The sequence below is a fragment of the uncultured Pseudomonas sp. genome (assembly GCF_943846705.1).
GTDB lineage: Bacteria > Pseudomonadota > Gammaproteobacteria > Pseudomonadales > Pseudomonadaceae > Aquipseudomonas.
Genome location: NZ_OX044366.1, coordinates 3,608,906 through 3,632,289, shown reverse-complemented (window position 1 = coordinate 3,632,289; position 23,384 = coordinate 3,608,906). Strand labels below are relative to the sequence as shown.

General features: G+C 57.9%; 20 protein-coding genes. 7 read left to right on the top strand and 13 right to left on the bottom strand.

Translation table 11 applies throughout. The annotated features are described in order from the left end of the window. Window positions 1-10: 10 nt before the first annotated feature. Together Q0V31_RS16965 and Q0V31_RS16960 are read left to right on the top strand one after the other, a co-directional pair. Window positions 11-2,179, top strand: a complete 2,169-nt coding sequence (locus Q0V31_RS16965; protein ID WP_298189660.1) for an acetate--CoA ligase family protein — start codon at window positions 11-13, stop codon at window positions 2,177-2,179. Beyond that, window positions 2,172-2,972 carry an enoyl-CoA hydratase-related protein gene (locus tag Q0V31_RS16960; RefSeq protein ID WP_298189659.1) on the top strand — a complete coding sequence of 267 codons (801 nt, stop codon included), beginning with the start codon at window positions 2,172-2,174 and terminating at the stop codon, window positions 2,970-2,972. The genes Q0V31_RS16965 and Q0V31_RS16960 overlap by 8 nt, the downstream gene beginning before the upstream one ends. Before the next feature lie 223 nt (window positions 2,973-3,195). On the opposite strand, the gene Q0V31_RS16955 is transcribed toward Q0V31_RS16960, so the two are convergent. From Q0V31_RS16955 to Q0V31_RS16920, 8 genes are all read right to left on the bottom strand, one after another. Continuing rightward, on the bottom strand, window positions 3,196-3,972 hold the full coding sequence (locus Q0V31_RS16955; protein ID WP_298191116.1) for an IclR family transcriptional regulator: 777 nt from the start codon (window positions 3,970-3,972) through the stop codon (window positions 3,196-3,198). 55 nt (window positions 3,973-4,027) lie between these two features. Continuing rightward, complete coding sequence (locus Q0V31_RS16950; protein WP_298189656.1) at window positions 4,028-4,711, bottom strand: sarcosine oxidase; 684 nt, start codon at window positions 4,709-4,711, stop codon at window positions 4,028-4,030. 2 nt (window positions 4,712-4,713) lie between these two features. Next, window positions 4,714-7,620 (bottom strand): 2Fe-2S iron-sulfur cluster-binding protein, encoded by a 2,907-nt coding sequence (locus Q0V31_RS16945; protein WP_298189654.1) that lies wholly within the window; start codon window positions 7,618-7,620, stop codon window positions 4,714-4,716. Next, window positions 7,617-7,928, bottom strand: coding sequence for a sarcosine oxidase subunit delta (locus Q0V31_RS16940; protein ID WP_298189652.1), 312 nt, complete (start codon window positions 7,926-7,928; stop codon window positions 7,617-7,619). The genes Q0V31_RS16945 and Q0V31_RS16940 overlap by 4 nt, the downstream gene beginning before the upstream one ends. Before the next feature lie 10 nt (window positions 7,929-7,938). Then, window positions 7,939-9,180: an FAD-dependent oxidoreductase gene (locus Q0V31_RS16935; protein WP_090242461.1), complete on the bottom strand. Its 1,242-nt coding sequence runs from the start codon at window positions 9,178-9,180 to the stop codon at window positions 7,939-7,941. Then, on the bottom strand, window positions 9,162-10,085 hold the full coding sequence (gene folD, locus Q0V31_RS16930; RefSeq protein ID WP_298189650.1) for a bifunctional methylenetetrahydrofolate dehydrogenase/methenyltetrahydrofolate cyclohydrolase FolD: 924 nt from the start codon (window positions 10,083-10,085) through the stop codon (window positions 9,162-9,164). The genes Q0V31_RS16935 and folD overlap by 19 nt, the downstream gene beginning before the upstream one ends. After that, complete coding sequence (gene purU, locus Q0V31_RS16925; protein ID WP_298189649.1) at window positions 10,082-10,948, bottom strand: formyltetrahydrofolate deformylase; 867 nt, start codon at window positions 10,946-10,948, stop codon at window positions 10,082-10,084. The genes folD and purU overlap by 4 nt, the downstream gene beginning before the upstream one ends. A 390-nt stretch (window positions 10,949-11,338) precedes the next feature. Next, window positions 11,339-11,935 carry a cupin domain-containing protein gene (locus Q0V31_RS16920; protein WP_090242456.1) on the bottom strand — a complete coding sequence of 199 codons (597 nt, stop codon included), beginning with the start codon at window positions 11,933-11,935 and terminating at the stop codon, window positions 11,339-11,341. Window positions 11,936-12,310: 375 nt separating this feature from the next. Here Q0V31_RS16920 and glnT point away from each other — a divergent pair, with 375 nt between their 5' ends. The 5 genes from glnT to Q0V31_RS16895 all read left to right on the top strand — a co-directional run bounded on the left by glnT (window position 12,311) and on the right by Q0V31_RS16895 (window position 17,185). Continuing rightward, window positions 12,311-13,645 carry a type III glutamate--ammonia ligase gene (gene glnT / locus Q0V31_RS16915; RefSeq protein ID WP_298189645.1) on the top strand — a complete coding sequence of 445 codons (1,335 nt, stop codon included), beginning with the start codon at window positions 12,311-12,313 and terminating at the stop codon, window positions 13,643-13,645. Between the two features lie 72 nt (window positions 13,646-13,717). Beyond that, entirely contained in the window at window positions 13,718-14,623 is a 906-nt protein-coding gene (locus tag Q0V31_RS16910) for a glutamine amidotransferase family protein (protein ID WP_298189643.1), read from the top strand. Window positions 14,624-14,634: 11 nt separating this feature from the next. Next, the gene (locus tag Q0V31_RS16905) at window positions 14,635-15,318 is read left to right on the top strand and encodes a protein glxC (protein WP_298189642.1); all 684 of its coding nucleotides are present in this window, start codon (window positions 14,635-14,637) and stop codon (window positions 15,316-15,318) included. Between the two features lie 15 nt (window positions 15,319-15,333). Then, on the top strand, window positions 15,334-16,671 hold the full coding sequence (locus Q0V31_RS16900; RefSeq protein ID WP_298189641.1) for an FMN-binding glutamate synthase family protein: 1,338 nt from the start codon (window positions 15,334-15,336) through the stop codon (window positions 16,669-16,671). Window positions 16,672-16,843: 172 nt separating this feature from the next. Then, entirely contained in the window at window positions 16,844-17,185 is a 342-nt protein-coding gene (locus tag Q0V31_RS16895) for a multidrug efflux SMR transporter (protein WP_298189639.1), read from the top strand. A gap of 191 nt (window positions 17,186-17,376) precedes the next feature. Here Q0V31_RS16895 and Q0V31_RS16890 read toward each other — a convergent pair whose 3' ends face one another. The 5 genes from Q0V31_RS16890 to Q0V31_RS16870 all read right to left on the bottom strand — a co-directional run bounded on the left by Q0V31_RS16890 (window position 17,377) and on the right by Q0V31_RS16870 (window position 23,370). Next, window positions 17,377-18,021: a phenylalanine--tRNA ligase beta subunit-related protein gene (locus tag Q0V31_RS16890; protein ID WP_298189637.1), complete on the bottom strand. Its 645-nt coding sequence runs from the start codon at window positions 18,019-18,021 to the stop codon at window positions 17,377-17,379. Window positions 18,022-18,070: 49 nt separating this feature from the next. After that, the gene (locus Q0V31_RS16885; protein ID WP_298189635.1) at window positions 18,071-18,244 is read right to left on the bottom strand and encodes a hypothetical protein; all 174 of its coding nucleotides are present in this window, start codon (window positions 18,242-18,244) and stop codon (window positions 18,071-18,073) included. Window positions 18,245-18,301: 57 nt separating this feature from the next. Continuing rightward, entirely contained in the window at window positions 18,302-19,675 is a 1,374-nt protein-coding gene (locus tag Q0V31_RS16880) for an ammonium transporter (RefSeq protein ID WP_090242446.1), read from the bottom strand. Between the two features lie 267 nt (window positions 19,676-19,942). Then, on the bottom strand, window positions 19,943-20,929 hold the full coding sequence (locus Q0V31_RS16875) for a methyl-accepting chemotaxis protein (RefSeq protein ID WP_298189627.1): 987 nt from the start codon (window positions 20,927-20,929) through the stop codon (window positions 19,943-19,945). Between the two features lie 95 nt (window positions 20,930-21,024). Beyond that, a complete protein-coding gene (locus Q0V31_RS16870; protein ID WP_298189625.1) occupies window positions 21,025-23,370 on the bottom strand; it encodes an aminomethyltransferase family protein in 2,346 nt (781 codons plus the stop codon). Window positions 23,371-23,384: the final 14 nt, after the last annotated feature.

Genomic DNA, 23,384 nt, shown 5'->3' with positions numbered 1-23,384 from the left:
CAGGTGCGATATGAAAACTTCAGAAGAAAAACATCTACAGTTCCTGGCCCCAAAGTCGATTGCCATTATCGGGGCATCCAACAAGCCAGAGAAGCGCGGCTACCAGGCTATCGCGCAGTTGAAAGCAGACGGCTTTGACCAGAGCAAGATATTCCCGATCAACCCCAAAGCTCCGGATATTTTAGGTATTAAAGCTTATCCGTCGCTGATGGATGTTCAAGAATCCATCGATATCGCGTTGGTCTGTACGCCTGCGAGCTCTTTGCCGGCTGTGATCGCCGACTGCGGCCGTAAAGGTATCCGTGGTGCAGTGATCCTGGCGGCCGGTATGTCCGAGATGGGAGAAGAAGGCAAACTGCTCGAGCAGAATATGCTGGCTGCTGCCAAGGAGTGGAATGTCCGCTTAGTGGGCCCCAACACCAATGGCGTGTTTAACTTGCACTGTAATCTCAACATGGTTGGCGTTTCCGATGCTGGGAAGGGCGATATCGGTATTCTGTCCCAGTCGGGAAACGTCATGTTGGGTTTTGTGGCCGAGGCGAAACGCAAGGGCGGCGTGGGTTTCAGTACCTACATTGGGGTAGGCAATCAGTCAGATATTCGACTGAGCGAGTACCTGGAATATTTCGGCGATGATGAAAATACCGCCGCGACTACAGTCTATATCGAAGGATTCAAAGAGGGCGACGGTCGCCGCTTTTTGGAGGTCGCCCGGCAGGTCGTACACAAGAAGCCGGTAGTCGTCTACAAATCAGGCCGCACAGCCGCCGGCCAGGTGTCCGCCAGTTCGCATACAGGCTCACTGGCGGGTAGCTATCAATTAACCCGCGATGTCTTGCGTCAGGCTGGTGTCACGGTCGTCAGTGAGTCTGACAAGGTGCTCTCCGTTGCCGAGGCCTTGGGCGAGCTGCCGCTGCCCAAGGGCAATCGCGTGGCGATTCTGTGTGACAGTGGGGGCCATGGAACCATAACCACTGATGCGTTGGTGGAGGCCGGTTTGGTGCTGGCAGAGTTGTCACCTGACACCTTAACTCGCCTCAAAGCCACACTGCCTCCTGCCGCCGCGCTGAATAATCCAATCGATGTGGCCGGCGCGACGGACGAAGACACCAGTGCTTTTGCAGACTGCACCGATATTTTGCTGCAGGACGATAACGTCGATGTACTGATGATCGTTGGGATGGTGGGGGCCTACAGTGTGCGGTTCTCGGCAACCCTGCTGGAAAACGAAATGGAGACCTCGCGGCGTATCATCGATCTGGCCCATAAGTATGGCAAGCCGGTGGTTGCCCAGTGCGTTTATCAGCCGCTCAAGCCCAAGCCTCTGCTGATGCTGCGTGAGCACGGCATCCCCGTTTTTATCTGGGCTGAAACAGCAATCCGCTGCGTCAAAGAGCTGGTGGACTACGCTCAGGCTCGTCGCCGCCTTGCGAGCACAAATCCGCATCCCGACGCCACGCCTAAATCGGCCGGTACTGCAATTTTTGACAAAGCCTATGCCGAAGGTAGAGCTGCGCTGTTCGAGTCTGAAGCCAAGGATCTGCTGCGGACCTATGGCATAACGGTACCGGCAGAGCTTGTCGTACGTTCCGAGGCAGACCTGGACAGCCTGCCCGCTGAAATTGCCGATGCGTCCCTGGCGATGAAAATTGTTTCTAAGGACATCCTGCACAAGACCGACGCTGGCGGCGTCAAATTGAAGGTGCAGGGCACGCAGGAACGTCTAGCGGCCTATCGTGAAATCATTGCAAACGCCAAACGCTACAAGGCCGACGCGGATATAGAAGGCGTATTGCTGGCACCGATGCTTAAACCGGGTGTTGAGGTGATCTTGGGTGTAACCCAGGACCCAACTTTTGGTCCGGTCATGATGTTTGGCTTGGGCGGCGTTTTTGTTGAAGTGTTGAAGGATGTCGCATTCCGTTCTATCCCGTTGGCAGAGACCGATGCCCGTGAAATGATCGAGCAAATTCGTGCGGTGGAAATCCTCAACGGTGCGCGTGGTACTGATCCGGTGAATAGGGAAGCACTGGTGGAACTGATCATGAAATTATCCGACTTGGTTTGGAAACACCCGGAGATTTCAGAACTTGACCTTAATCCAGTGATCGCTCGTGCCGACGGCTGCTCGATTGCGGATGCACGGATTATTATGGCGGTGAGAAAAGACCATGAATAAACCACAATTGCAGGACGCGACACTGAGTGTCGAAAACCGCATAGCGTTGCTGACGTTGAATCGCCACGACCTGCGTAACGCCCTGACCGGTTCCAATCTGATCGAGGATATCGTCGCCACCGCAGAATGGGTTAACCACGCTGACGATGTGTCGGTGCTGGTAATCACCGGAGCCGGTTCCGCTTTCAGTGCCGGAGGCAACATCCGCGATATGGCCGAGCGCGGTGGGGACTTTGCCGGCGATGTGGCCGAGTGCGAGCAACGCTACCGCAGGGGCATCCAACGAATCCCCCTGGCTCTGCAAGCAGTCGAGGTACCGATCATCGCCGCCGTCAACGGCCCGGCCATTGGAGCCGGTTTCGACCTGGCCAATATGGCCGATATCCGTATCGCCTCTGATAAAGCCAAGTTCGGCGAGACCTTCCTCAACCTGGGCATCATCCCCGGTGACGGCGGTGCCTGGCTGATGCAGCGCCTGATCGGCTACCAGCGTGCGTTTGAATTGACCCTGACCGGTCGAGTAATCGATGCCGCCGAGGCCAAGGAACTGGGAATCGTCATTGAAGTGACGACACCCGATGACCTGCTGCCGTCAGCCATGAAACTGGCCGAACGCATGGCCAATCAGCCGCCCAAGGCCACCCGGTTGACCAAACGCTTGATGAAGATGGCGCAACGGATGGAGCTCAAGGACTTTCTTGATCTCTGCGCCTGCTTCCAGGGAATGTGCCACAACGAGCCGGAGCACCTGAGCGCAGTGAGTCGGATGCTGGAGTCTATCGCCAAGCGGTAACGCCGATCTTTAATCAGGGCTTGTCGGTAAACCGCGCCCCGAGAGCAATACTCGGGGCGTGGTTTACCGCTCTTTGAATCGCCCCGGGCTTTCTAGACATTCTCCAAGCTCTCTCGATTGCAAGCTTGGTCAGCGTTGAAACGCTAGGTTTGTTGGGACATTCCATCTACCAGGCGCAGCCAGGCCAGTTTTTCAGTGCACGCATCCAGCCGATCTCTAGCGTTTACCCGCCCCCAAGCTCTTTAGATATAGCCTTTGCCGTGTCTAGCAGATGCTCTGTATAGCTGAGTTGAGTTTTCGGGTTGTCGAGAATGGCCTCTGGGCCGGACAGATTGATTGCCGCAACCACCTTACCGCTGTGATCGTTTATGGCGCAGGCGATGGCGGTGGAGTAATCGGAGCGGTGCAGTACCCAACCGTTTTCGCGGTCGCTGGCGAGCATGTTGATCAGCTCTGGCAGGGTTTTCGGTGCGGGTGGCGGGTAGTCGTCCAAGCGCACGTGGCGGTACAGGTTATCGAGTTCGAGTTGCGACAAGTCACTGAGCAGCACGCGGCCCATCGCCGTGCAGTGGCAGGGCAGGCGCGAGCCAATCGGGATGTTGACCGAGAGACGTTGTGCGGCGAAGGCACGGTAGATATAGAGGCTATCCGTTTGCTCACGGATGCTTAAGTGGCAGGTCATCGAGGTGCGGTCGCGCAGGTTGTTCAGGTGCGGCATTGCGATTTCGACAATGTCACGGCTGGCCAGGTAACTGAAGCCGTTGCACATCACCTGCGGCCCAAGCTCGAAAGTGTTCTTGCTGATTTTGTTCAGATAACCCATCTCTAATAACGTGTGCAGAATGCGATAGATCGCCGAGACGCTAAGACCCAAGCGTTCTGCGATGTCGTTACTGCTCAGTTGGCGCTGCTGGCTGCTGAACATTTCCAGCACCATCAGGCCGCGTTGCAGGGCTGGTACGCGATAGTCAACGTCGCGCTCAATGTCGAGGTTCATCAGGGCTCATCCCTTCCATGATTTACCGGCGTGTTTCACAACACGCCGGTTTCTGGCCTCAGTCGAGGAGGGCTGCGATACCTGCTGGCTTACCATCAAACTCCAGCATGGCATCCAATACGGCGTCCCAGAAGTAACTCGCAGAAGCGCGATCGCAGAGGATGTGAAAACTAGGCAACGCTGTAGCGTGATTATTGATAACGATCACGTTGATTCGCGCTGCCGACGTTTGCGCCACTGCACCCTGCGTGAAATTGCCATCGCGCAGATCAACGCCACAGAGTTTGGCCATTACCGAGGCGCAGTGTTCGCCGGTGAGGAGCAGCCACGCGTGGCTGTCCTGACGAGGGAGCAAATAGTTTGCCTGTTCGCTCAATTGCCACTGCGCTTCCAAATCCGCCACCCGAGTGCCGGCATCGCGCAGGCTGCCCAATACCAAGTACTCAGTTTGCGATAAGCGCGCGACAATGCTGCCGTCGTCCTGCGCGTTGGCACGGTTAGCGGCTTCTGGCAGGTCGTAGCCTTTGCTGTGCAGAAAATCTGCCGTATCGGTGCCGCGAAAACCGACGCGGGCCAAATTGCTGAGGTCTACCAGCGCACAGCGCGCTAATTGCGTGTTTTCTGCAGCCTCGCTGTAGCGTGCGACGGCTGCAGTGTCAGCAAGCGCTACCAGCGAAGCATCCTGATGCTTGGCGTATAGCGGGCTGCGTTCTTTGAAGGCTTCTGCTGTCAGGCTGTTCATGCTTACAACTCCTGGCGTTGATTGGCGGGGTCGAAGAAGGGCAGTTCGACAACGGTGGCGTGCACCATTGCGCCGCCTTCCACGCGGATCGGCAGATGGCTTCCGGGGATACTCTGGTTGGCGCCGGCATAGGCCAAGCCGATGATCTGGCCGAGGGATTCGCTGAACTCGCACGAGCTGACATTGCCTGTAATGTCATTGCCATCAAGTACCAGATGACCCTCCAGCGGTTGGCGACTGCCTTTGTCCAGGGTGAAACCCACCAATTTACGGTGCTGTGGTTGCTGCTCGAGAATCTCAACCGAGCGCTTACCAACGAAGAACGGCTTGGTGCGGCTGATTGCCCAGGTCATGTCGATCTCGCCCGGGGTGGTCATGCCGTCGGTGTCCTGGCTGATGATCACGTGGCCTTTCTCCAGGCGCAGCAAGCGTTGTGTCTCGACACCAAACGGACGGATGCCTTCCGCTGCGCCGGCTTCCATCAACACGTCCCAGAGGTATTCGCCGTAGCGCGCGGGGACGTGGATTTCAAAGCCCAGTTCACCGACAAAGCCCACGCGCATCAGGCGCGCTGGGATACCGGCAACCGTGCCCGTGCGTACGCCAAGATAGGGGAAGCCCTCTGGCGAGAGGTCAACATCGCTACACAGCTTTTGCAGCACGTTGCGTGACAAGGGGCCTGCCAGATTGACCGCCGCCAGTGCCGCGGTGACGTTGGTCACATCGACATTCAGGCGCCACTGGGCATTCCACTTGAGCATCTGTTGGTAGATACGGTCGACACCGCTGGTGGTGGCGGTGACATAGAAATGGTTATCGGCGAAACGTGCGCACACACCGTCGTCGATCACCACCCCGTGCTCGTTGGTCATCAGTGCGTAACGCGAACGGCCAACGGGCTGCTTAAGGAACGCAAAGGTGTAGATACGATTGAGGAACTCGGCGGCATCCGGCCCACGCACATCCAGCCCGCCCAGCGTCGATACGTCAATCAGGCCAACTTTGTTGCGCACATGCTTAGCTTCCGCCTGCATGCATTTATCGCGCTCTGCGCTAGTGCCGTAGTACGCCGGACGCTGCCAGACGCCCGCAGGCATCATCTTCGCCCCCGCCTCCAAGTGGCGGCGATGCATAGGCGTTTGACGGTAAGGGTCAAAGCCGCGACCCGCGACATGTGCGAGCTTTTCCGCGACGAAAGGTGGGCGAGCAGTGGTCACCCCGGTTTCGCTGATATTGCGTTGGGTCGATTGGGCGACCAAGCGGGCGGTCGGTAGGGCTGAGTGGCGACCCTGCGAGGGGCCCATGCCGACGGTGGAGAAGCGCTTGACCAACTGTACGTCGCGGTAGCCGATTTTGGTGGCGTTGATAATGTCGCGCACTTGCAAGTCTTCATCGAAGTCGACGAAGTCCTTGCCTTTAGGGTGGGCAAAGATGGGCCACGGGAAATTAACCTGAGCTTCCGGGCTCACCTTAGCGCGGCTATGGTCGCTGTTCAGCCCCAGCGCCGCGATGATATCGAGTGCGCAGTTCGTCGCATCAGCCAGCACGTTATCCAGTGCATGGCAGCCGTTGGCCGAACCACTCACGCGGAGAATCTCCGGTAGGCCGCTGAGGGTGAATTCTGCCAGTTGATCGTCATACGCCAGCTTGCCACCCGCCTGACACAGCAGTTGGTAGACCGGCATGTAACCGCCAGACATACACAGCAGGTCGCAACCGAGGGTCAGTGAATCACTGGCCACTTCGCCCTGAGCGGTGATTTTGCGCAGATCGACGCCGCTAATGTGACGCATGCCTTTTGTGTGCAGGGCCTCAAATACGGTGGTGCTCAAGTGGCAAGTAATGCCGCGCGTTTGCAGGAGCGTGAGCAGTTTCGGGTCAGCGGGCTGGGCACGCATATCGACCAAGGCAGCCACTTCTACGCCTTGCTCGTGCAAGTCGAGAGCCGCCAGATAGCCGTCGTCGTTGCCGGTCAAAACGACTGCACGCTTGCCTGGCTTCACGGCATACAACTTCATCAGTCGTTGTGCCGCGCTGGTCAGCATCACGCCCGGCAGGTCATTGTTGCGGAAAATCACCGGTTGATCGAATGAGCCACTGGCGACCAGGCATTGCTTGGCGCGCACTTTGTACAGGCGCTTACCCTGAATCACCGGCAAGTAGTTATCGGTGAACCAGGCGTTGCAGGTCGCCTTTTTCAGAATCTGGATATTGCAGTGGCCTTCAACTGCGGCGATCAGTTCCTGGCGCAGGTTATCAGCGCGCACGCCTTCGGCGTCGAAGCGCGCATAGGTCAGCGAGCCGCCGAGAATCGACTGTTCTTCTACCAGCAGTACCTTGGCGCCGGCATTGGCAGCGGTCAGTGCGGCCTGCAAGCCCGCCGGGCCAGCACCCACTACGGCGAGGTCGACGAACAGAAATTGTTTGTCGTAGTACTCAGGTTCGAATTTTAAGTCGAGCACACCGAGGCCGGCCTTCTTGCGAATGATCGGCTCCCAAACCTTCCACATGCCTTTTGGCTTATAGAAGGAGCGGTAGTAGAAGCCCACCGGCATAAACTTGGAAAATTTACCCAGGTAGGCGTCGCGGTCGTTGTCCAGTGAGCCGGACACATTCTGCGCGCTGACCTGCATGCCGGCTTCAACGCTAGTGATGTCGGCCAGAACATTGGGCTCGCTGGGCAGTTGCACCAGGGTGTTGGCATCTTGCCCGGCCAGTGTCAGCGGGCCACGAGGGCGGTGGTATTTAAACGAGCGTGACATCAACCAGCGACCATTGGCGATCAGGGCGCTGGCGATACTGTCACCGCCCAGGGCGCTAAAAGATTGGCCGTCGAACTGAAAGCTGAGCGCCTGGTTACGGTCGATCAGCAGGCCCATAGGGGCGGGCAAACGGTTCGAAGAACTCATGCTGTGACTCCCTTGAGCGCGGTGCTATTGGTGTGAAAGTCGACGCGCTGGTTGAATACTTCTTTCGGGTCGAAGGTGCGAATGATCTGGTCTGTCACGGTGTGACGCTCGGCCAGAAACCAGTAGCTCGAGGGTGTGTGCATCCACCATTCAGTCACTACACCGGCAGCGTTATCACTGTTGAACACATAATCAGCCCACTCGATATCGCTGCAGGTGGCCGAATCGGGCATGGCTTTGAGTTCGCCGCCATAGGTGAATTCGCTGATGTTGCGCGGCCCGTTGAGTGGGCAATTCATGATTTTCATTGTCCGATCCTCAATGGCTGGCGGCGGTTGCGCCCATTTCGTTGACTTGCTGGAAACGCGAGAAACGTTCCAGGGCAAAGGGCTTGATCAAGTCAGGCACCTTGCCGCCGCTGGCAATCAGCTCGGCCATGGTTTTGCCGCAGATCGGCGTGGCCTTGAATCCCCAAGTGCCCCAGCCCGCGTCGAGGTAATAGTTCTTCACTGGCGACAGGCCCATGATCGGGCTGTAGTCCGGGGTCATGTCGGTGATCCCGGCCCACTGACGCATCAGTTTGGCGTTGGCCAGGAATGGGAACATTTCGATGGCATGGGCCAGCAGGCTTTCCTTGAGATCCAGGGTCGAGCGGCTGTTGTACAGCGGGTAGGGGTCGGAACCGCCGCCAAACACCACTTCGCCACGGCTGGTTTGCTGCACATAGCAGTGCAGTGCCGAGGAACTTACCAGGGGGTCAAGGAACGGCTTGAACGGCTGCGTCACCATGGCTTGTAACGGGAAGGTCTGGATCGGCGAGCGGATACCGGCCTTGGCCATCATCAGCGAGCTGTGCCCGGCGATGGCTTGTACCGCACAGCCGCACTTGATGGTGCCACGGTTGGTTTTAACCGCGGTAATGGCTCCGTTTTCGATGACCAGGTCTTGCACGTCGGTTAGCTGGTGGATTTCCACGCCGCGCTTGGCCGCCTGCTTGGCATAGCCCCAGGCTACGGCATCGTGACGTGCGGTGGCGCCGTCCATATGCCACAGCCCAGCGAGTACCGGCAGGTGCCCCGGGTCGAGATTGAGGCTCGGCACCAGTTCGCGAATTTGCTGGCGGTCGATCATTTCGGTGCGTCCGCCGAAGTGCTTATTCACCTCGGCGCGCTGGCGAAATGCGCGCACGGTTGCATCCGTGTGGGCCAGGGTCAGTTGGCCGCGCTCGGAATACATGATGTTGAAATCGAATTCGTTGGACAGGTTCTGGAACATCTCCACCGACTCGGCGTAGAAGCGCACGCCCTCGGAGGTGAGGTAGTTGGAGCGGATTACTGCGGTGTTCCGTGCAGTATTACCGCTGCCGAGGTAGGACTTTTCCAATACGGCGATGTTAGTAATGCCGTGATATTTCGACAGGTAGTAGGCGATGGCCAGGCCGTGGCCGCCGGCACCGATGATCACCACGTCGTAGGAGCTCTTCAGCTCCTTCGGCGCGGGAAGATCCACTTCAACCGGGTATTCGGAACTGAGGCCGTATTTCAGGAGATTGAAAGGCATGGTGCCTCCGCACGTGTGGAGTGGGTGGACAGGGCAGGCTGCTGTAATTGGGTTGCGCTGACGGTGTTCTTCATCAGCAAGGCAATGGTCATGGGGCCTACACCGCCGGGCACCGGAGTGATGGCCGAGACCACGCTCAAAGCGCTGTCGAAGTCGACATCACCGACTAGGCGCGTTTTGCCACCTTCGTCGATCCGGTTGATGCCTACGTCAATCACCACGCAACCCGGTTTCAACCAGCTGGCATCGAGCATGCGCGGGCGGCCGACGGCCGCGACCACAATGTCGGCCTGACGGCAAATTTCGCGGGCGTTGACGCTGCGTGAGTGGAGTACGGTGACGCTGCAGTTGGCCTTTAGCAGCAATGCCGCCATCGGTTTCCCGACGATGTTTGAACGCCCGACCACCACGGCGTGTTTGCCGCTCAAGTCGCCGAGTGCGTCGTGCAACAGGTGCATGCAGCCGCTGGGGGTGCAGGGCGTAAGCACGTCACGGCCTTGGCTGAGGCCGCCGACGTTTTCACTGTGAAAGCCGTCGACGTCTTTCAGTGGGTCAATGGCCTGCAATACGCGGTTCTCGTCAATGTGCGCGGGCAGCGGCAGTTGCACGAGGATGCCGTTAATCGCTGGGTCCGCGTTGAGGCCTGCGATCAGATCAAGCAGTTCGGTTTCTGTCGTGTCGAGCGTTAGCTTGTGCTCGACTGAGCGAATGCCGGTCTCTTCAGCGCGCAGCACTTTGTTGCGTACATACACCTGGCTGGCCGGATCATGGCCGACCAGCACCACGGCCAGAGCCGGGTGCAGGTCGTATTCCTTGAGGGCGCTGACAGCGTCGCGAACCTCGCTCAATACGCGGGTGGCGGCGGCTTTACCGTCGATAATGGTGACACTGGAAGGGCTGTTCACCGGAATATCACCGTACGGTCCTGGTTGAGAAAAACCCGGTGCTCGAGGTGGTATTTCACCGCCTTGGACAGGGCCACGGTTTCGGTATCGCGGCCGATGGCCACAAGGTCGTCAGGCAGGTAGGCGTGATCAACACGCTGCACTTCCTGCTCGATGATCGGACCCTCGTCAAGGTCGCTGGTGACGTAGTGGGCGGTGGCGCCGATCAGTTTCACGCCGCGCGTATACGCCTGGTGGTAAGGCTTGGCGCCTTTGAAGCCGGGCAAGAAGGAGTGGTGGATATTGATCGCGCGGCCGGCCAGCTGTTTGCACAGATCATTGGACAGGATCTGCATGTAGCGGGCGAGTACGACGAGTTCAGTTTGGGTCTCGTCGACGATTTTCATCAGCGCGGCTTCTTGCTCAGCTTTGTTGTCTTTGGTCACGGGTAGGTAGATGAAGCGGATGCCCTCACGTTCGGCCATTGAGCGCAGGTCGAGGTGGTTGGAGACAATCGCGGTGATCTGCATGTCGATTTCGCCTTTCTGGTGGCGATACAGCAAATCTGTCAGGCAATGGTCGAACTTGCTTACCATCAACAACACGCGCATTGGCTGTGAGGTGTTACTCAGTGACCATTCCATATCAAAGCGTGCGGCTACATCAGCGAAGCCTTGTTCAATCTCGGCGATATCGCCCTCTATACCCTGGTTAAAGCGGAACACGGCACGCATGAAAAAGCGCTTGCTGATGTCATCATCAAACTGCGCCATCTCGCCGATGTAGCAGCCTTTATCCGCTAGATAGGTCGTCACTGCCGCGACAATACCGGAGGCCGCCGGGCAGCTGATCTTAATAATGAAGTGGCTGTTGGCGTGTTGCATGTCATGTCCTCGATAGGGGGGGCGGCAGCTGATTTCAAAGCGTAAATGCGTGGGCGAAAGTATTTTTTATAGGTGAATATTTTTAACTGAAGGGAATATAAATTTCCCGTGGCGCTTTTATATGCGAAGTAATCCTGCCGGTCTAGCGTTTTGTGAAAATTTATATCCTGGTGGGAAACTATTTGCCGGTGCCGGTCTAGCCAGTGAGGCTGTTCAGGGCATCAAAGGTGGGGCGCACGAGATCGAGGGTGAGGAGGGCATTTTGCGCGGGGGGGTATCAGAGGTCAGGGGCGTCGAAGGAGGAGGTAGCCCGGCGCTTATAGGGATAAGCGCCATGAGCCTGCGATGCAGCCCTTTGTAGATTGTGTAATGCAGTCACAGCCGAATGGCTCATGAATCCTTGCTGTAGTTCATGATCGAGAGCAGGCGGATTGGGACGTGCAGCAATTGCTCGGGTCCATGCGGGACTTCGCCCTCAAAGGTCAGGCTGTCCCCAGCCTGCATATGATAGAGCTGATTACCGTGACGGTAGACCAACTCACCTTCCAGCAGGTGCAGGAACTCGGTGCCGGGATGGGCGAAGGTGGGGAACTCCTCACTGGCGTCATCCATGCTCACCATATAGGCCTCGAAGTTCTTCTTCGGCCCTCGCGTATGGTTAAGCAGCCGATAGGTATGACCCTTCTCTGTGCCACGGCGGACTACTTCAAGGCCTTCACCGGCTTTAACCAGCAGCGCACTGCCGTCAGGCTGGTCGTACTGGCTGAAGAGTTTTGACATCGGCATGCCGAGCACGTCGCAAAGCCGGCTGAGAATCTCCAGGCTGGTCGACACCTGGGCGTTTTCAATTTTACTCAGCATGCCCTGACTGATGTTGGCGATACGCGCCACATCCGCCAGCTTCAGCTCCTGCTCCTGGCGCTGCCGTTTGATCTGCATGCCCAAGTATTGCTCCAGCCTAAGGCGGGGTTGGGTGTCATTCGACATAGAGCGATATTCCTGCACAATTTAGGTTCAAGAAATTTAATTTCGCACAAAGAAAGTGCGAGCTAAGTATCTCAGCCTTCGGCTGCCCCCAAGCTTTCCCTCTGGGAAACGTATATTCCCATATAAACAGAAGGCTGACCGCTCCTCAGCGTTTTTTTAGTGGCCGACGCATTCTGGCAAGGTGATTGCATTCCTGTAGGGAAATAAAGTTTCCCTCATGGAATTAGCATACCGATATGAGCCTGACCTCCTCGAATCAACTGCTTCTCGCAGTAACAGCCTTCTCCCGGTTTTTAGCGATTCGGGCATTTCAAAGTGCCCACGTTCACCTGCCGCTCTTTAACCGCCTTGCCTCTAAATTAGGAGTGAAACCTCATGTTGCCATCTGAAACGCAGCGGCTCATTGATCAGCACGGCATCAAGTATGTGCTGGCCCAGTTCGTCGATATCCATGGTGCGGCGAAGACCAAGTCTGTGCCCGTTTCCGGCCTCAAGACGGTGGCTGAAGAAGGTGCCGGTTTTGCGGGCTTTGCTATCTGCGGCATGGGCATGGAGCCCCATGGCCCTGACTTTATGGCACGTGGCGACCTGTCCACATTAACCCCGGTTCCTTGGCAGCCTGGTTATGGCCGCGTGGTGTGTGTGGGTCATGTCGAAGGCAAGCCGCATCCGTATGACAGCCGCTATGTTCTGCAGCAGCAAGTGCAGCGTCTGAGCGACAAGGGCTGGACCTTGAATACCGGGCTTGAGCCGGAGTTCAGCCTGTTTCGCCGTGACACCGACGGCAAGCTGCAGCTGGTCGATGGCTCCGATAATTTGGACAAGCCTTGCTACGACTATAAGGGCCTGTCGCGCTCCCGTGAGTTTCTCGAGCGTTTGACCGAGGCGCTGCAGCCGGTAGGTTTCGATATTTATCAAATTGATCATGAAGATGCCAACGGCCAGTTCGAGATCAATTACACCTACAGCGATGCCTTGGAGTCAGCTGACCGCTTCACCTTCTTCCGCATGGCCGCCGGCGAGATCGCCAACGACATGGGCATGATTTGCTCGTTCATGCCTAAGCCGGACCCTAAGCGCGCCGGTAACGGCATGCACTTCCATCTGTCGATCAGCAGCGACACGAACAAAAATATGTTCCATGACGCCAGCGATCCAAGTGGCATGGGCTTATCGAAAATGGCCTACCACTTCGCTGCAGGTCTTCTGGCGCATGGTCCAGCGCTGTGTGCCTTTGCCGCACCAACGGTTAATTCTTATAAGCGTTTGGTGGTCGGCAATTCACTGTCCGGCGCTACGTGGGCACCTGCATTTATCGCCTTCGGCTCCAACAACCGCTCGGCCATGGTGCGCGTGCCCTACGGTCGGCTCGAGTTCCGCTTACCAGATGCAGGCTGTAACCCTTACCTGGTGACAGCCGCAATCATCGCCGCCGGCCTGGATGGCATCGACCGCAAGCTGGAAATCGACAATGTCTGTAACGAGAACCTCTACAAGCTCAGCCTTGAGGAGATTGCTGCACGCGGTATTAAAACGCTGCCGCAGTCACTCAAGGAAGCCTGTGACGCACTGGAAGCTGACCCGCTATTTCGCGAAGTCCTGGGGCCCGGAATTGTTGATGAGTTTATCAAGCTAAAGCGCATGGAATGGGTGGAGTACAGCCGTCACGTTTCTGATTGGGAACTGAAGCGCTACACCGAATTTTTCTGATCACCGGATCTATTAACCGTTTTCGACGCCCTGCGAAATGGGTAGGGCGTCTTCTGCCGTGGAGTTTTGACTATGTGTGGAATTGTTGGTCTTTACCTGAAAAATCCGGCGCTGGAGTCTCAGCTGGGTGCGTTGTTCGAGCCGATGCTCGAAGCGATGACTGATCGTGGCCCCGACAGTGCCGGCTTCGCCATTTACGGTGATGAGGTCCCGGACGGCTGGGTCAAGCTGACCCTGCAGGCCACCACTGAAGGCTATGATTTCAAGGCGCTGGTTGCAGCTTTAGAAGACACGCTAGGTGCTGAGCTGGATTGGTTCCAGAACGCCAGCGCCATCGTACTGAAAATCCAGGCCGAAGAAGCCACCGTGCGCGCTGCCTTGGCTGAGCTGGCGCCAACTGTGCGCATCATGAGCGCGGGTAAAAGCATTGAGATCCTCAAGGGCATGGGCCTGCCGAAGGAAATCTCCGAGCGCTTCGGTCTTAAAAATATGCAGGGCAGCCACATCATCGGCCACACCCGTATGGCCACTGAGAGTGCGGTGACCATGGAAGGTAGCCACCCGTTCTCTACCGGTGCCGACCTGTGCCTGGTGCACAACGGCTCGCTGTCCAACCACTTCCGTCTGCGTCAGGAACTGCGCCGCGAAGGCATCAAGTTCGACACCGAAAACGATACCGAAGTCGCTGCCGGTTATCTGGCCTGGCGTCTGCAGCAGGGCGACTCGTTGAAGACCGCGCTGGACAGCTCCCTTGAAGCGCTGGATGGCTTTTTCACCTTCGCCATCGGCACCCGTAACGGCTTTGCTGTGATCCGCGATCCGATTGCCTGCAAGCCGGCGATTCTTGCCGAAACCGATGACTACGTGGCCATGGCCTCGGAATACCAGGCGTTGTCCAGCCTGCCAGGCATCGAGAAAGCCAAGGTTTGGGAACCTGTCCCAGCCACTATGTACATCTGGGAACGCGAGTCGGCTTAAGGAGCTCACACATGAAAACTATCGACCTATCCAACGCCACTGTGCGTGATTTGAACCAGGCTCTGCACGATCAGAGCAAAGAGTTGCAAGACCGCGAGTGGGTAGTGACCCATCCCAACGGCGCACACAACCTGGCGGTTGGTGTGAACGAGGAGATCTCCATCGATATCGAGGGCCATGCCGGCTACTACTGCGCGGGCATGAACCAGAAAGCTTCAGTCACTGTGCACGGTAACGTCGGTGTTGGCTGCGCTGAGAACATGATGTCCGGCTACGTGCGCGTCAAGGGCAGCGCCTCTCAGGCTGCAGGTGCCACCGCTCACGGCGGTCTGTTGGTCATCGAAGGCGATGCCGGCGCACGTTGCGGCATCTCCATGAAAGGTGTCGACATCGTCGTCGGCGGCAGCATTGGCCATATGAGCTGCTTTATGGGTCAGGCCGGCCGTTTAGTGGTCTGCGGTGACGCAGGCGATGCGCTGGGCGATTCGCTGTACGAGACACGCATCTACGTTAAGGGCACAGTCGAATCCTTGGGGTCGGACTGCATCGCCAAAGAGATGCGTGCCGAGCATATCGAAGAGCTCCAGGCGCTGCTTGATCGTGCCGGTTTCAACGAAAAAGCGGCGGACTTCAAGCGCTATGGCTCAGCCCGCCAGCTGTACAACTTCAAAGTCGATAACGCCTCCGCGTACTGATCCAGGAGCAAGAACATGAGCGACCAAACTACCCAGAAAGCAGCTCCACCCGTGCTGCGCGAGTCCGCTACATTCGACCGCCTGACGATCCAGGAAATCCAGCGTGCTGCCGAAACCGGCATCTACGACATCCGGGGTGGTGGCACCAAGCGTAAGCTGCCGCACTTCGATGACTTGCTGCTGATCGGCGCCAGCGTGTCGCGCTATCCGCTTGAAGGCTACCGTGAGAAGTGCGGCACCGATGTAATTCTCGGCAACCGCTTCGCCAAGAAGCCACTGCACCTGAAGATCCCGGTAACCATCGCCGGTATGAGCTTCGGCGCACTGTCGGCCAACGCTAAAGAAGCCTTGGGCCGTGGCGCCAGCATCGCCGGCACCAGTACCACTACCGGCGACGGCGGCATGACCCCGGAAGAGCGCGGCCAGTCGCAGCACTTGGTGTACCAGTACCTGCCGTCGCGTTACGGCATGAACCCGGATGACCTGCGTAAGGCTGATGCCATCGAGATCGTTCTCGGTCAGGGCGCCAAGCCCGGCGGTGGCGGCATGCTGTTGGGCATGAAGGTGACCGAGCGGGTTGCCGGCATGCGCACCCTGCCGATTGGTGTTGACCAGCGCAGTGCTTGCCGTCACCCAGACTGGACCGGCCCGGATGACCTGGCGATCAAGATCGCCGAGATCCGTGAGATCACCGACTGGGAAAAACCGATTTACGTGAAGATCGGCGCTAGCCGCCCGTACTACGACGTCAAGCTGGCCGTTAAGGCCGGTGCTGATGTGATCGTCCTCGACGGCATGCAGGGCGGTACTGCGGCGACCCAGGAAGTGTTTATTGAGCACGTCGGTATTCCTATCCTGCCGGCCATCCCCCAGGCCGTGCAGGCCCTGCAGGAGATGGGCATGCACCGCAAGGTGCAGCTGATTGTCTCCGGTGGCATCCGCAACGGTGCCGACGTAGCCAAGGCCATGGCCTTGGGTGCTGATGCTGTAGCGATCGGTACAGCGGCGTTGATTGCCCTGGGTGACAACCACCCGCGCCTGGACGAGGAGTTGAAGAAAATCGGTTCGGCTGCCGGGTTCTACGATGACTGGCAGAATGGTCGTGACCCGGCGGGTATCACCACTCAGGACCCAGAGCTGTCCAAGCGTCTGGATCCGATCGAGGGCGGTCGTCGCCTGGCTAACTACCTGCGCGTGCTGGTGCTGGAAGCCCAGACCATGGCTCGGGCCTGCGGTAAGTCCCACCTGCACAACCTCGACCCTGAGGATCTGGTGGCATTGACCGTAGAGTCTGCGGCGATGGCCCGTGTGCCGCTGGCGGGTACCAGCTGGATTCCGGGCAAGAGCTACTAGCCGCTGATCTGCAGTGTTGATACGCCGATTCGCAGTAGTGCCAGCACTGCTGCGATCGATTATCGAAAAGGCCCGCTTCGGCGGGCCTTTTTTTGCATAGCAATTATCTCGCTGAGTGAGGTGCATGAAGCGCTGCTCACGGCGTGATCGCGTTTTATATAAAGGAGCTTATATGACTACTTATGGTGCATGGATGGTCTTGCTGGCGGCCGGTGTTTGCGAGGTGATGTACGCCGCAGCAATCCCGCGAACCGAAGGCTTCACCCGCCTGTGGCCCAGCCTTTACTGCGGGCTATTCATCGTTATCAGTCTGTACCTGCTGTCGCTCGCGGTGCGCACCTTGCCGGTAGGGACGGCCTATGCAGTATGGGTTGGCATCGGTGCTCTGGGTACGGCGATCTATGGCATCGCGGTGCTCAATGAGCCTGCCCAATTGGCGCGATTGGGCTGCTTGGGCCTGATCATCGCGGGTGTGGTAGGGCTCAAGCTGGTCAGCACGTCAACGGTGGTCTGAACAACCTAATGCAATAGCCATCGGCTGCGAGCGGTGCATAGCGCACGGCCCCGCAGCCGATGGCGACCTTTGCGTCGCTTGAGTGCCGTTATGAAGGGTTGGCCATTATTCTGGCCCGGAGGGTGGGCGTGAACGCCGTGAGTACCTGCCAATAACGTTGCTAACCCAAAGGCCGGGTAACGCCTCGGACGTCAGGCTACGCGGCTAGCGCAGCAGCGCATCAGATCGCTCTTGAGGCCAGCAGCGACCTGCTGCAGGTATTGCGGGTTGGTATCGGGATGGCCCTGGACGATAAACAGGGCTGAGTCGCTCGTTTCATCTAAGGCGGTAGCCGCACATTGCCGGTATTCCATACGACAAAGCACCTGACCTTTGGCGTCTATGTAGGCGTACTCGCCAGTAGGTAGCGGATGGCTGGTTTGGCTGCCCAGTGCCTGAAAGCTTTCACCGCCCTGGGTTAGGGTCAAGCTGGCCGGCAGCTGTAGATGCCGTAAATCATGGGCACCAATCGATAAGCCACTGTTCAATGACCATTGATTATAAAGATCGACGATCGGTGAGATTGGCCGTAGGCCAGAGTGACGTTGGTACTGGTCGAGTAGGGCCTGTGGCGACGCTGGAAAACGTTTGGGCGAACGCCCCATACGCAAGCGTAATGCATTAAAACCCGCCATCTGCCGTTGGCTGTGCCGGAGGTCGAGTTGATTTCGCAACCGCGCCAGGCAGACCTGCAACGTGCTGCTGTAGTGCAGATTACTCAGTGAGTGCAGGCTGAATGCGATGGCCTTAAGGCCAAGGTTGGGAGGTGTGAGTAGACAGAAAACTGGACTAAACATGGCTGACTCCAGGCCGTCCGACGCCCCTTTGGGCGGCGGACGGCTGAACTTACTTCTTGATCATCGGGCTTTTATAGCTGACCTGCTCGTGACGCACGGTGGCGTAAATGGCGAAGATCGTTAGGGCAACGGCTACGACGAGGATAAAGCCCAAAACCATGGGCTTGTCGGCGAAAGTGAAGACAGTGCTGGCACCTTCCCAGCTGTTTATTGGACTGCTCATGGCATTTCTCCTAGATGGCGTCACCCGGTCGTAAATACCGAGTGACGGGGTTCAAACTCACGCAGGTTTGGTTTCACCAATGATCGTATTAGGGCGCACTTCGCTCTCCGACACCGTGGTGATGCTGGCACCCGTGATGGCCCATTCTGGGTAGGCTTGAGCCGGTACTTCTACCAGGTCCAGACCACGTTCTTCAGCATGCGCAGGTACGCGTAGAACGCCCATTTTCTTCATCAGCAGCGAGATGAAATAGCCAGGGATGAAGCCCAGTGCAGCCAGTACGATTGCGCCGCCGGTTTGGCCGAGGAAGTTGACGGCGGGGGAGCCTTCGATCACGTTCGGGTAGCCCGCGATAAAAATACCGCTGAGCACCAGGCCGGCAAAGCCACCGAAGCCATGGACGGCGAATGCGCCAACGGCATCATCGATACCACGCTTGCCCAAGAACTTGTGCACCAGCGGTGCGGCAGCGGCAACACCCATACCAATAACAAAGGCTAACGGTGGGTAGTAAACGTCCAAACCTGGGGCCACAGAAACAATGCCGATCAGTCCACCGGACATCATCCAGAAAGGCTCGCGAGTGGTCAGGTAAGCACCGATCAAACCGCCGGAAAAACCCATCAAGGTGTTGAAGGCAAATGCCGAGAGGGTGGCTGGCTGACCATAGATGTTGGTCCACTGACCGCCGCCGTTATAGATGATGCAACCACCGAGGAAACCGAAGAAACCGACGATAACCAGCATCAGGCCAATCACGCTCATCGGCATGCTGTGACCAACGATGTTATTCGAGCTGCCATCGGCATTGAAGCGCCCAATACGAGCACCTACGTTCATCACCACGCCCAGGGTGAAGAAACCCGCGATGGTGTGCACGCAGCCGGCAGCACCGACGTCATGGAAGCCCCACTCGGTGGTCAGCCAGCCGGCTGGATGCCAACTCCACGCGGCCCCCAGGATCCAGACGCCCGAACCCAGAATGATGGCCAGCACGATAAAGGCACTCATGCGGGTTCGCTCGATAAGCGCACCGGACATGATCGATGCCGTGGTGGCGGCGAACAGGACAAAAGCGGCCCAGAAAATACCGGTGGCGTTGTCAGTGATGTTCGGCCCCATGCTACTGGCCCACGGCAAGCTGGCGGCGGCACCGTCCAGGTCAGGGATCAGTCCACCGGAAAAGCCGTTGTAGATCCACCAGCCGAAGAAAAAGAACGTCGGCACAATGAAGGCGAACGCCAGAATGTTTTTGACGCCCGCGGTCAGGGCGTTTTTCAGGCGTGAGGCGCCAATTTCGTAGGACAGGAATCCAGCGTGGATCACCATCATCAAGGCGATACACCACCAATAAAAAATTTCCATATTGATGGTGTTAGACATCTGAATGAGCTGTTGTAGCTCTTCCAGTGTGGGGGTGGCCTGTTCCATTGTTGAGTCCTCGATGCAGTTTTCAGAAGTGGATTTGTATTCGGCAGGTCGAGTGTTGAGTAGGTGCGAGTGGGCCTTTAATTTATCTTGGGTTAAGAAAAGTTCCCTTTGAGAAAGTGCAAGGCCTGTGCCATTTCTCTATTTGTCCGCAAAAAGCGCAACTCTGCGGGTTAGCGCTACTGGTTGGCGGCGAAAAAGCCCCATTACTGTTCGTTTCCCGTGGGGCGCGCCTGCTCTTGGGTCATCGGGCGGCTCAGCACCCAGCGTTTAGTTGCGTTGCTGCAACATGGTTTGAATCTGTTGCACCGAATCCTGGGTGCGCTTGGCCAGCGTGCGCACCTCATCGGCGACTACAGCGAAGCCGCGACCCTGTTCGCCAGCGCGAGCGGCTTCGATGGCGGCGTTGAGTGCGAGCAAGTTGGTTTGATCCGCAATACCCTTAATGACGCCTGCTACTTGGGCGATCTGGGTGTAGGTGCTTTTGATGTTGCTCTGTTCGCGCTTGCGAAAATCTTCAGCGGCTTTTTCATCGGTGATTTCGCGTACCGCTCCGATCACACGTTGCAGTACGCCTTGGCTGTTGCGTAAGCAGCGACCTCGCTCGCGGAACCAAAGCTCGCCGCGCTGCTTGTGTTGCATGCGGTATTCAACGACGTAAGCGGGTTGACCTTTGGGGTCAGCAATGAAGTCACCGAAGACCTGCATAACTTTCTTCAGGTCGTCGGGGTTGACCACCGCAAAGAAGCTGTCCCAGCCATCGGTAAACTCGGTGCGGTTGTATCCGATCAGGTTGCGGAACTGTTCGGACCAGCAAATCAGGTTGTCGGGATGATCGGCATCACCCTTAACGACGGTTAGATCCCAGCAGCCTTCGGTGAGGGTTTGCTTGGTCAGTTGCCACGCCTGTTCGTCCTGCTGCCATTGCACCTGTTGCGCCTCAGCGTGTGCCAGTTGTGTATGGTTTTGCTGAAGTTGCTGTTGGAGCTGTTCGTTATGCCGATTGGCATCGTCGAGTTGCTGCTGTAAGTGCTGATATTGCTCAGCGGAGCACGGTGGCGGCGCAAGAGGCTCGGCTTGGTGCTGCGCATGGTGTGTATGCCAGCGATGGCTGAGCCGTTCGATGGCCGCGAGTAAATGGGGGTAGCGTTGCAGCGCTGAAGGCTGTTGACCCTGATGGGTGTGCTGATCGGGTAACTGGGTCAGCACGTTGGCGAGGTCGCTAGCCAGCTGCCGGGCGTTATTGTTGAACCACATGGATTAATGCTCCTCTTAGGGAAACTGCGCTGCTGGCAGCTGGTGCCAAAGCATGACGACCAGAGCGCTAGCAATTTCCCCGCCGTTCCTTGTGGTTAACTCCGGACCCTTGATTTATCCGGGTCGTAGGCGACCGTTCCACTGGAAACGCGTGCGTTAATGCGCTTCTGTAAACCGTCGAGTTTGCCGATTTCAACGACCGTGCCGGCTTCGCAGTAGTCGATTGCCAGGCGGCACAGGGCGATGTTCTTGCCCAGTACCGGTGAACGTGTGGCACTGGTAATCACACCGACTTGCGCTCGACCAACGCGAACACAATCGCCATGCGCGGCCGGCTCGTTACCCTCCAGCTCCAGCCCAACCAAGCGCTGTTGTGGACTGGCATTGCGCCGTTGCAGGGCAGCGCGGCCGATAAAGTCGTCCTGCTTGCTCTTTAGCGGTACACAGAAGCCGATACCTGCTTCATAAGGGTCGGTCTGATCGCTAAAGTCATACCCCGCAAATACCAGCCCGGCTTCGATGCGCAGCATGTCCAGCGCTTCAAGGCCGAGCGGCACCAAGCCGAGTGGTTTGCCGAGCTGCCACACGCGTTCCCAGACACGCATGGCGTCGCTTGGGTGGCACCAGATTTCAAAGCCCAACTCGCCCGTGTAGCCGGTGCGCGAGATCATCAGTGGGCAGCCGTTGTAATCATCAAGGCGACCATTTAGGAAGCGAAACCAACCCAGCTCGCTCACCGTTGGCTGACTGGGCGGCGTCCAGATCATCTGGCTTAGCAACTCGCGACTCAGTGGCCCTTGCACGGCAATGTTATGGATTTGCTCGGAGGCCGATTTTATCCAGACCTTCATGCCGAGTTTTTCAGCCTGCTCGCGCAACCACACGCCGCCGTGGTCTTCGCCGCAGATCCAGCGGAAAGCATCCTGGCCAAGGCGCAGCAAGGTGCCGTCGTCGAGCATGCCGCCGTGCTCGTAGCACATTGCTGAGTACACCACTTGGCCGATAGCCAACTTGCGTACATCGCGGGTCAGGCAGTGGTTGAGCAGGGCTTCGGCATCGGGGCCGAGGATTTCAAATTTGCGCAGGGCCGAGAGGTCCATCACGGCCACATGCTCGCGGCAGCCGTGGTACTCCTCCAATGCGCCGAAACCTTCGAAGTGAGTAGGCGTCCACCAACCGCGATAATCGACAAAATGGCGGGTGAGGGCACTGGTACCTGCATGGAAGCCGCTCTCGCGAGTCAGCACAGGATCGGAATCTGGGGATATGCGCGTGGCCATGGCGATACTGAAACGCTCCTTTGCAGAATAAACGCGGATGTGGATGTCGGTAGGTTGCCAGCCGTTGGCCGGGTCGATGTCGTCCGGGCAGGAACTGTTAGCGCAGATCAGGTCATTACTGGCGCGCATCAGTACGTAGTCGCCGGGGCGTGACCACGGCTCGTCCATGGTCAATTGCTGATGATCATCAATCGCCGTGTTGAAGAAGAAGTTGATCGCGGGCCAGCCCGATCGCGCCGCAACACCATGTTCTGCCAGCGCGCGGCTGATGTTGTCGCTGCAGTTGGCGTGGCCAAAGTAGCCCTGATTCTCGTAATAGCGGGCAGTGCAGGCTAAGGCGAAGGTGTCGTGCCGCCCCACTGTGTCGCGGCAGACTTCGAGCATCGGCTGCATATTGCGATCAAAGAAACGACTAAATAATCCTGGGCCGGGGTAGGCGTGGTGATTAATCGTGCGCGTGACGGTGGGGTCGAGGTCGATCTCTCGGCCCGCATCGAGGCTTCTGCGGTCGAAGGCGACGAAGTCCGAACATTGTCGGCCGGCCACGTCGAGCACTTGAATGTATTGACCCGCGGCTACGGCATACGCCTGCGCTGTACCGGGCTTGATGGTGAATTCATCGATCACCTCGCCAAGCGGCTCTGGCAGCGGCGGCGCAAGCACTTGGCGTGGGTTGGCACGCTGGATGAGTAGGCGCAGCTCACTGGCGCGTAGCTGGCTGAACACCGGGCTGTCTTCACCGGGTGCGGCGACCATAACCACCAAGGCTTCGGCCGCATGCAGGGTGCGACTGTATCCAGCGGGTGTGCTTGCGGGCCACAGATTGGCCGCGGTTTGCATGGCGGCGGTATTGATACCTAGGCCCAATAGCCTGCGCTGACTGCGGATTGATTCAGTGCTGCCATTGGCGAGTAAGCGTTGGCTGAACTCTGCGTGCGGTGTCGCGGTAAGCCCTAGCGCGGCAAGTGCCGCCTGGCCATTTTTGGCAAAGGCATGCAGTTCGGCGCGCTGATCACCTTCGAGGTCAATTACCTGCAGCGTATCGCCGGGTTCAAGGTTAATCAGCGTAAGGCCGCCGGGGGCGACTCGATGACGCTCTAGGCTAGGCGCGCAGGCAAACAGGGCCGGTTCCCAGGGGCGAGAAATGACAGGTTGGCGCATGGTGAGGCTCCACA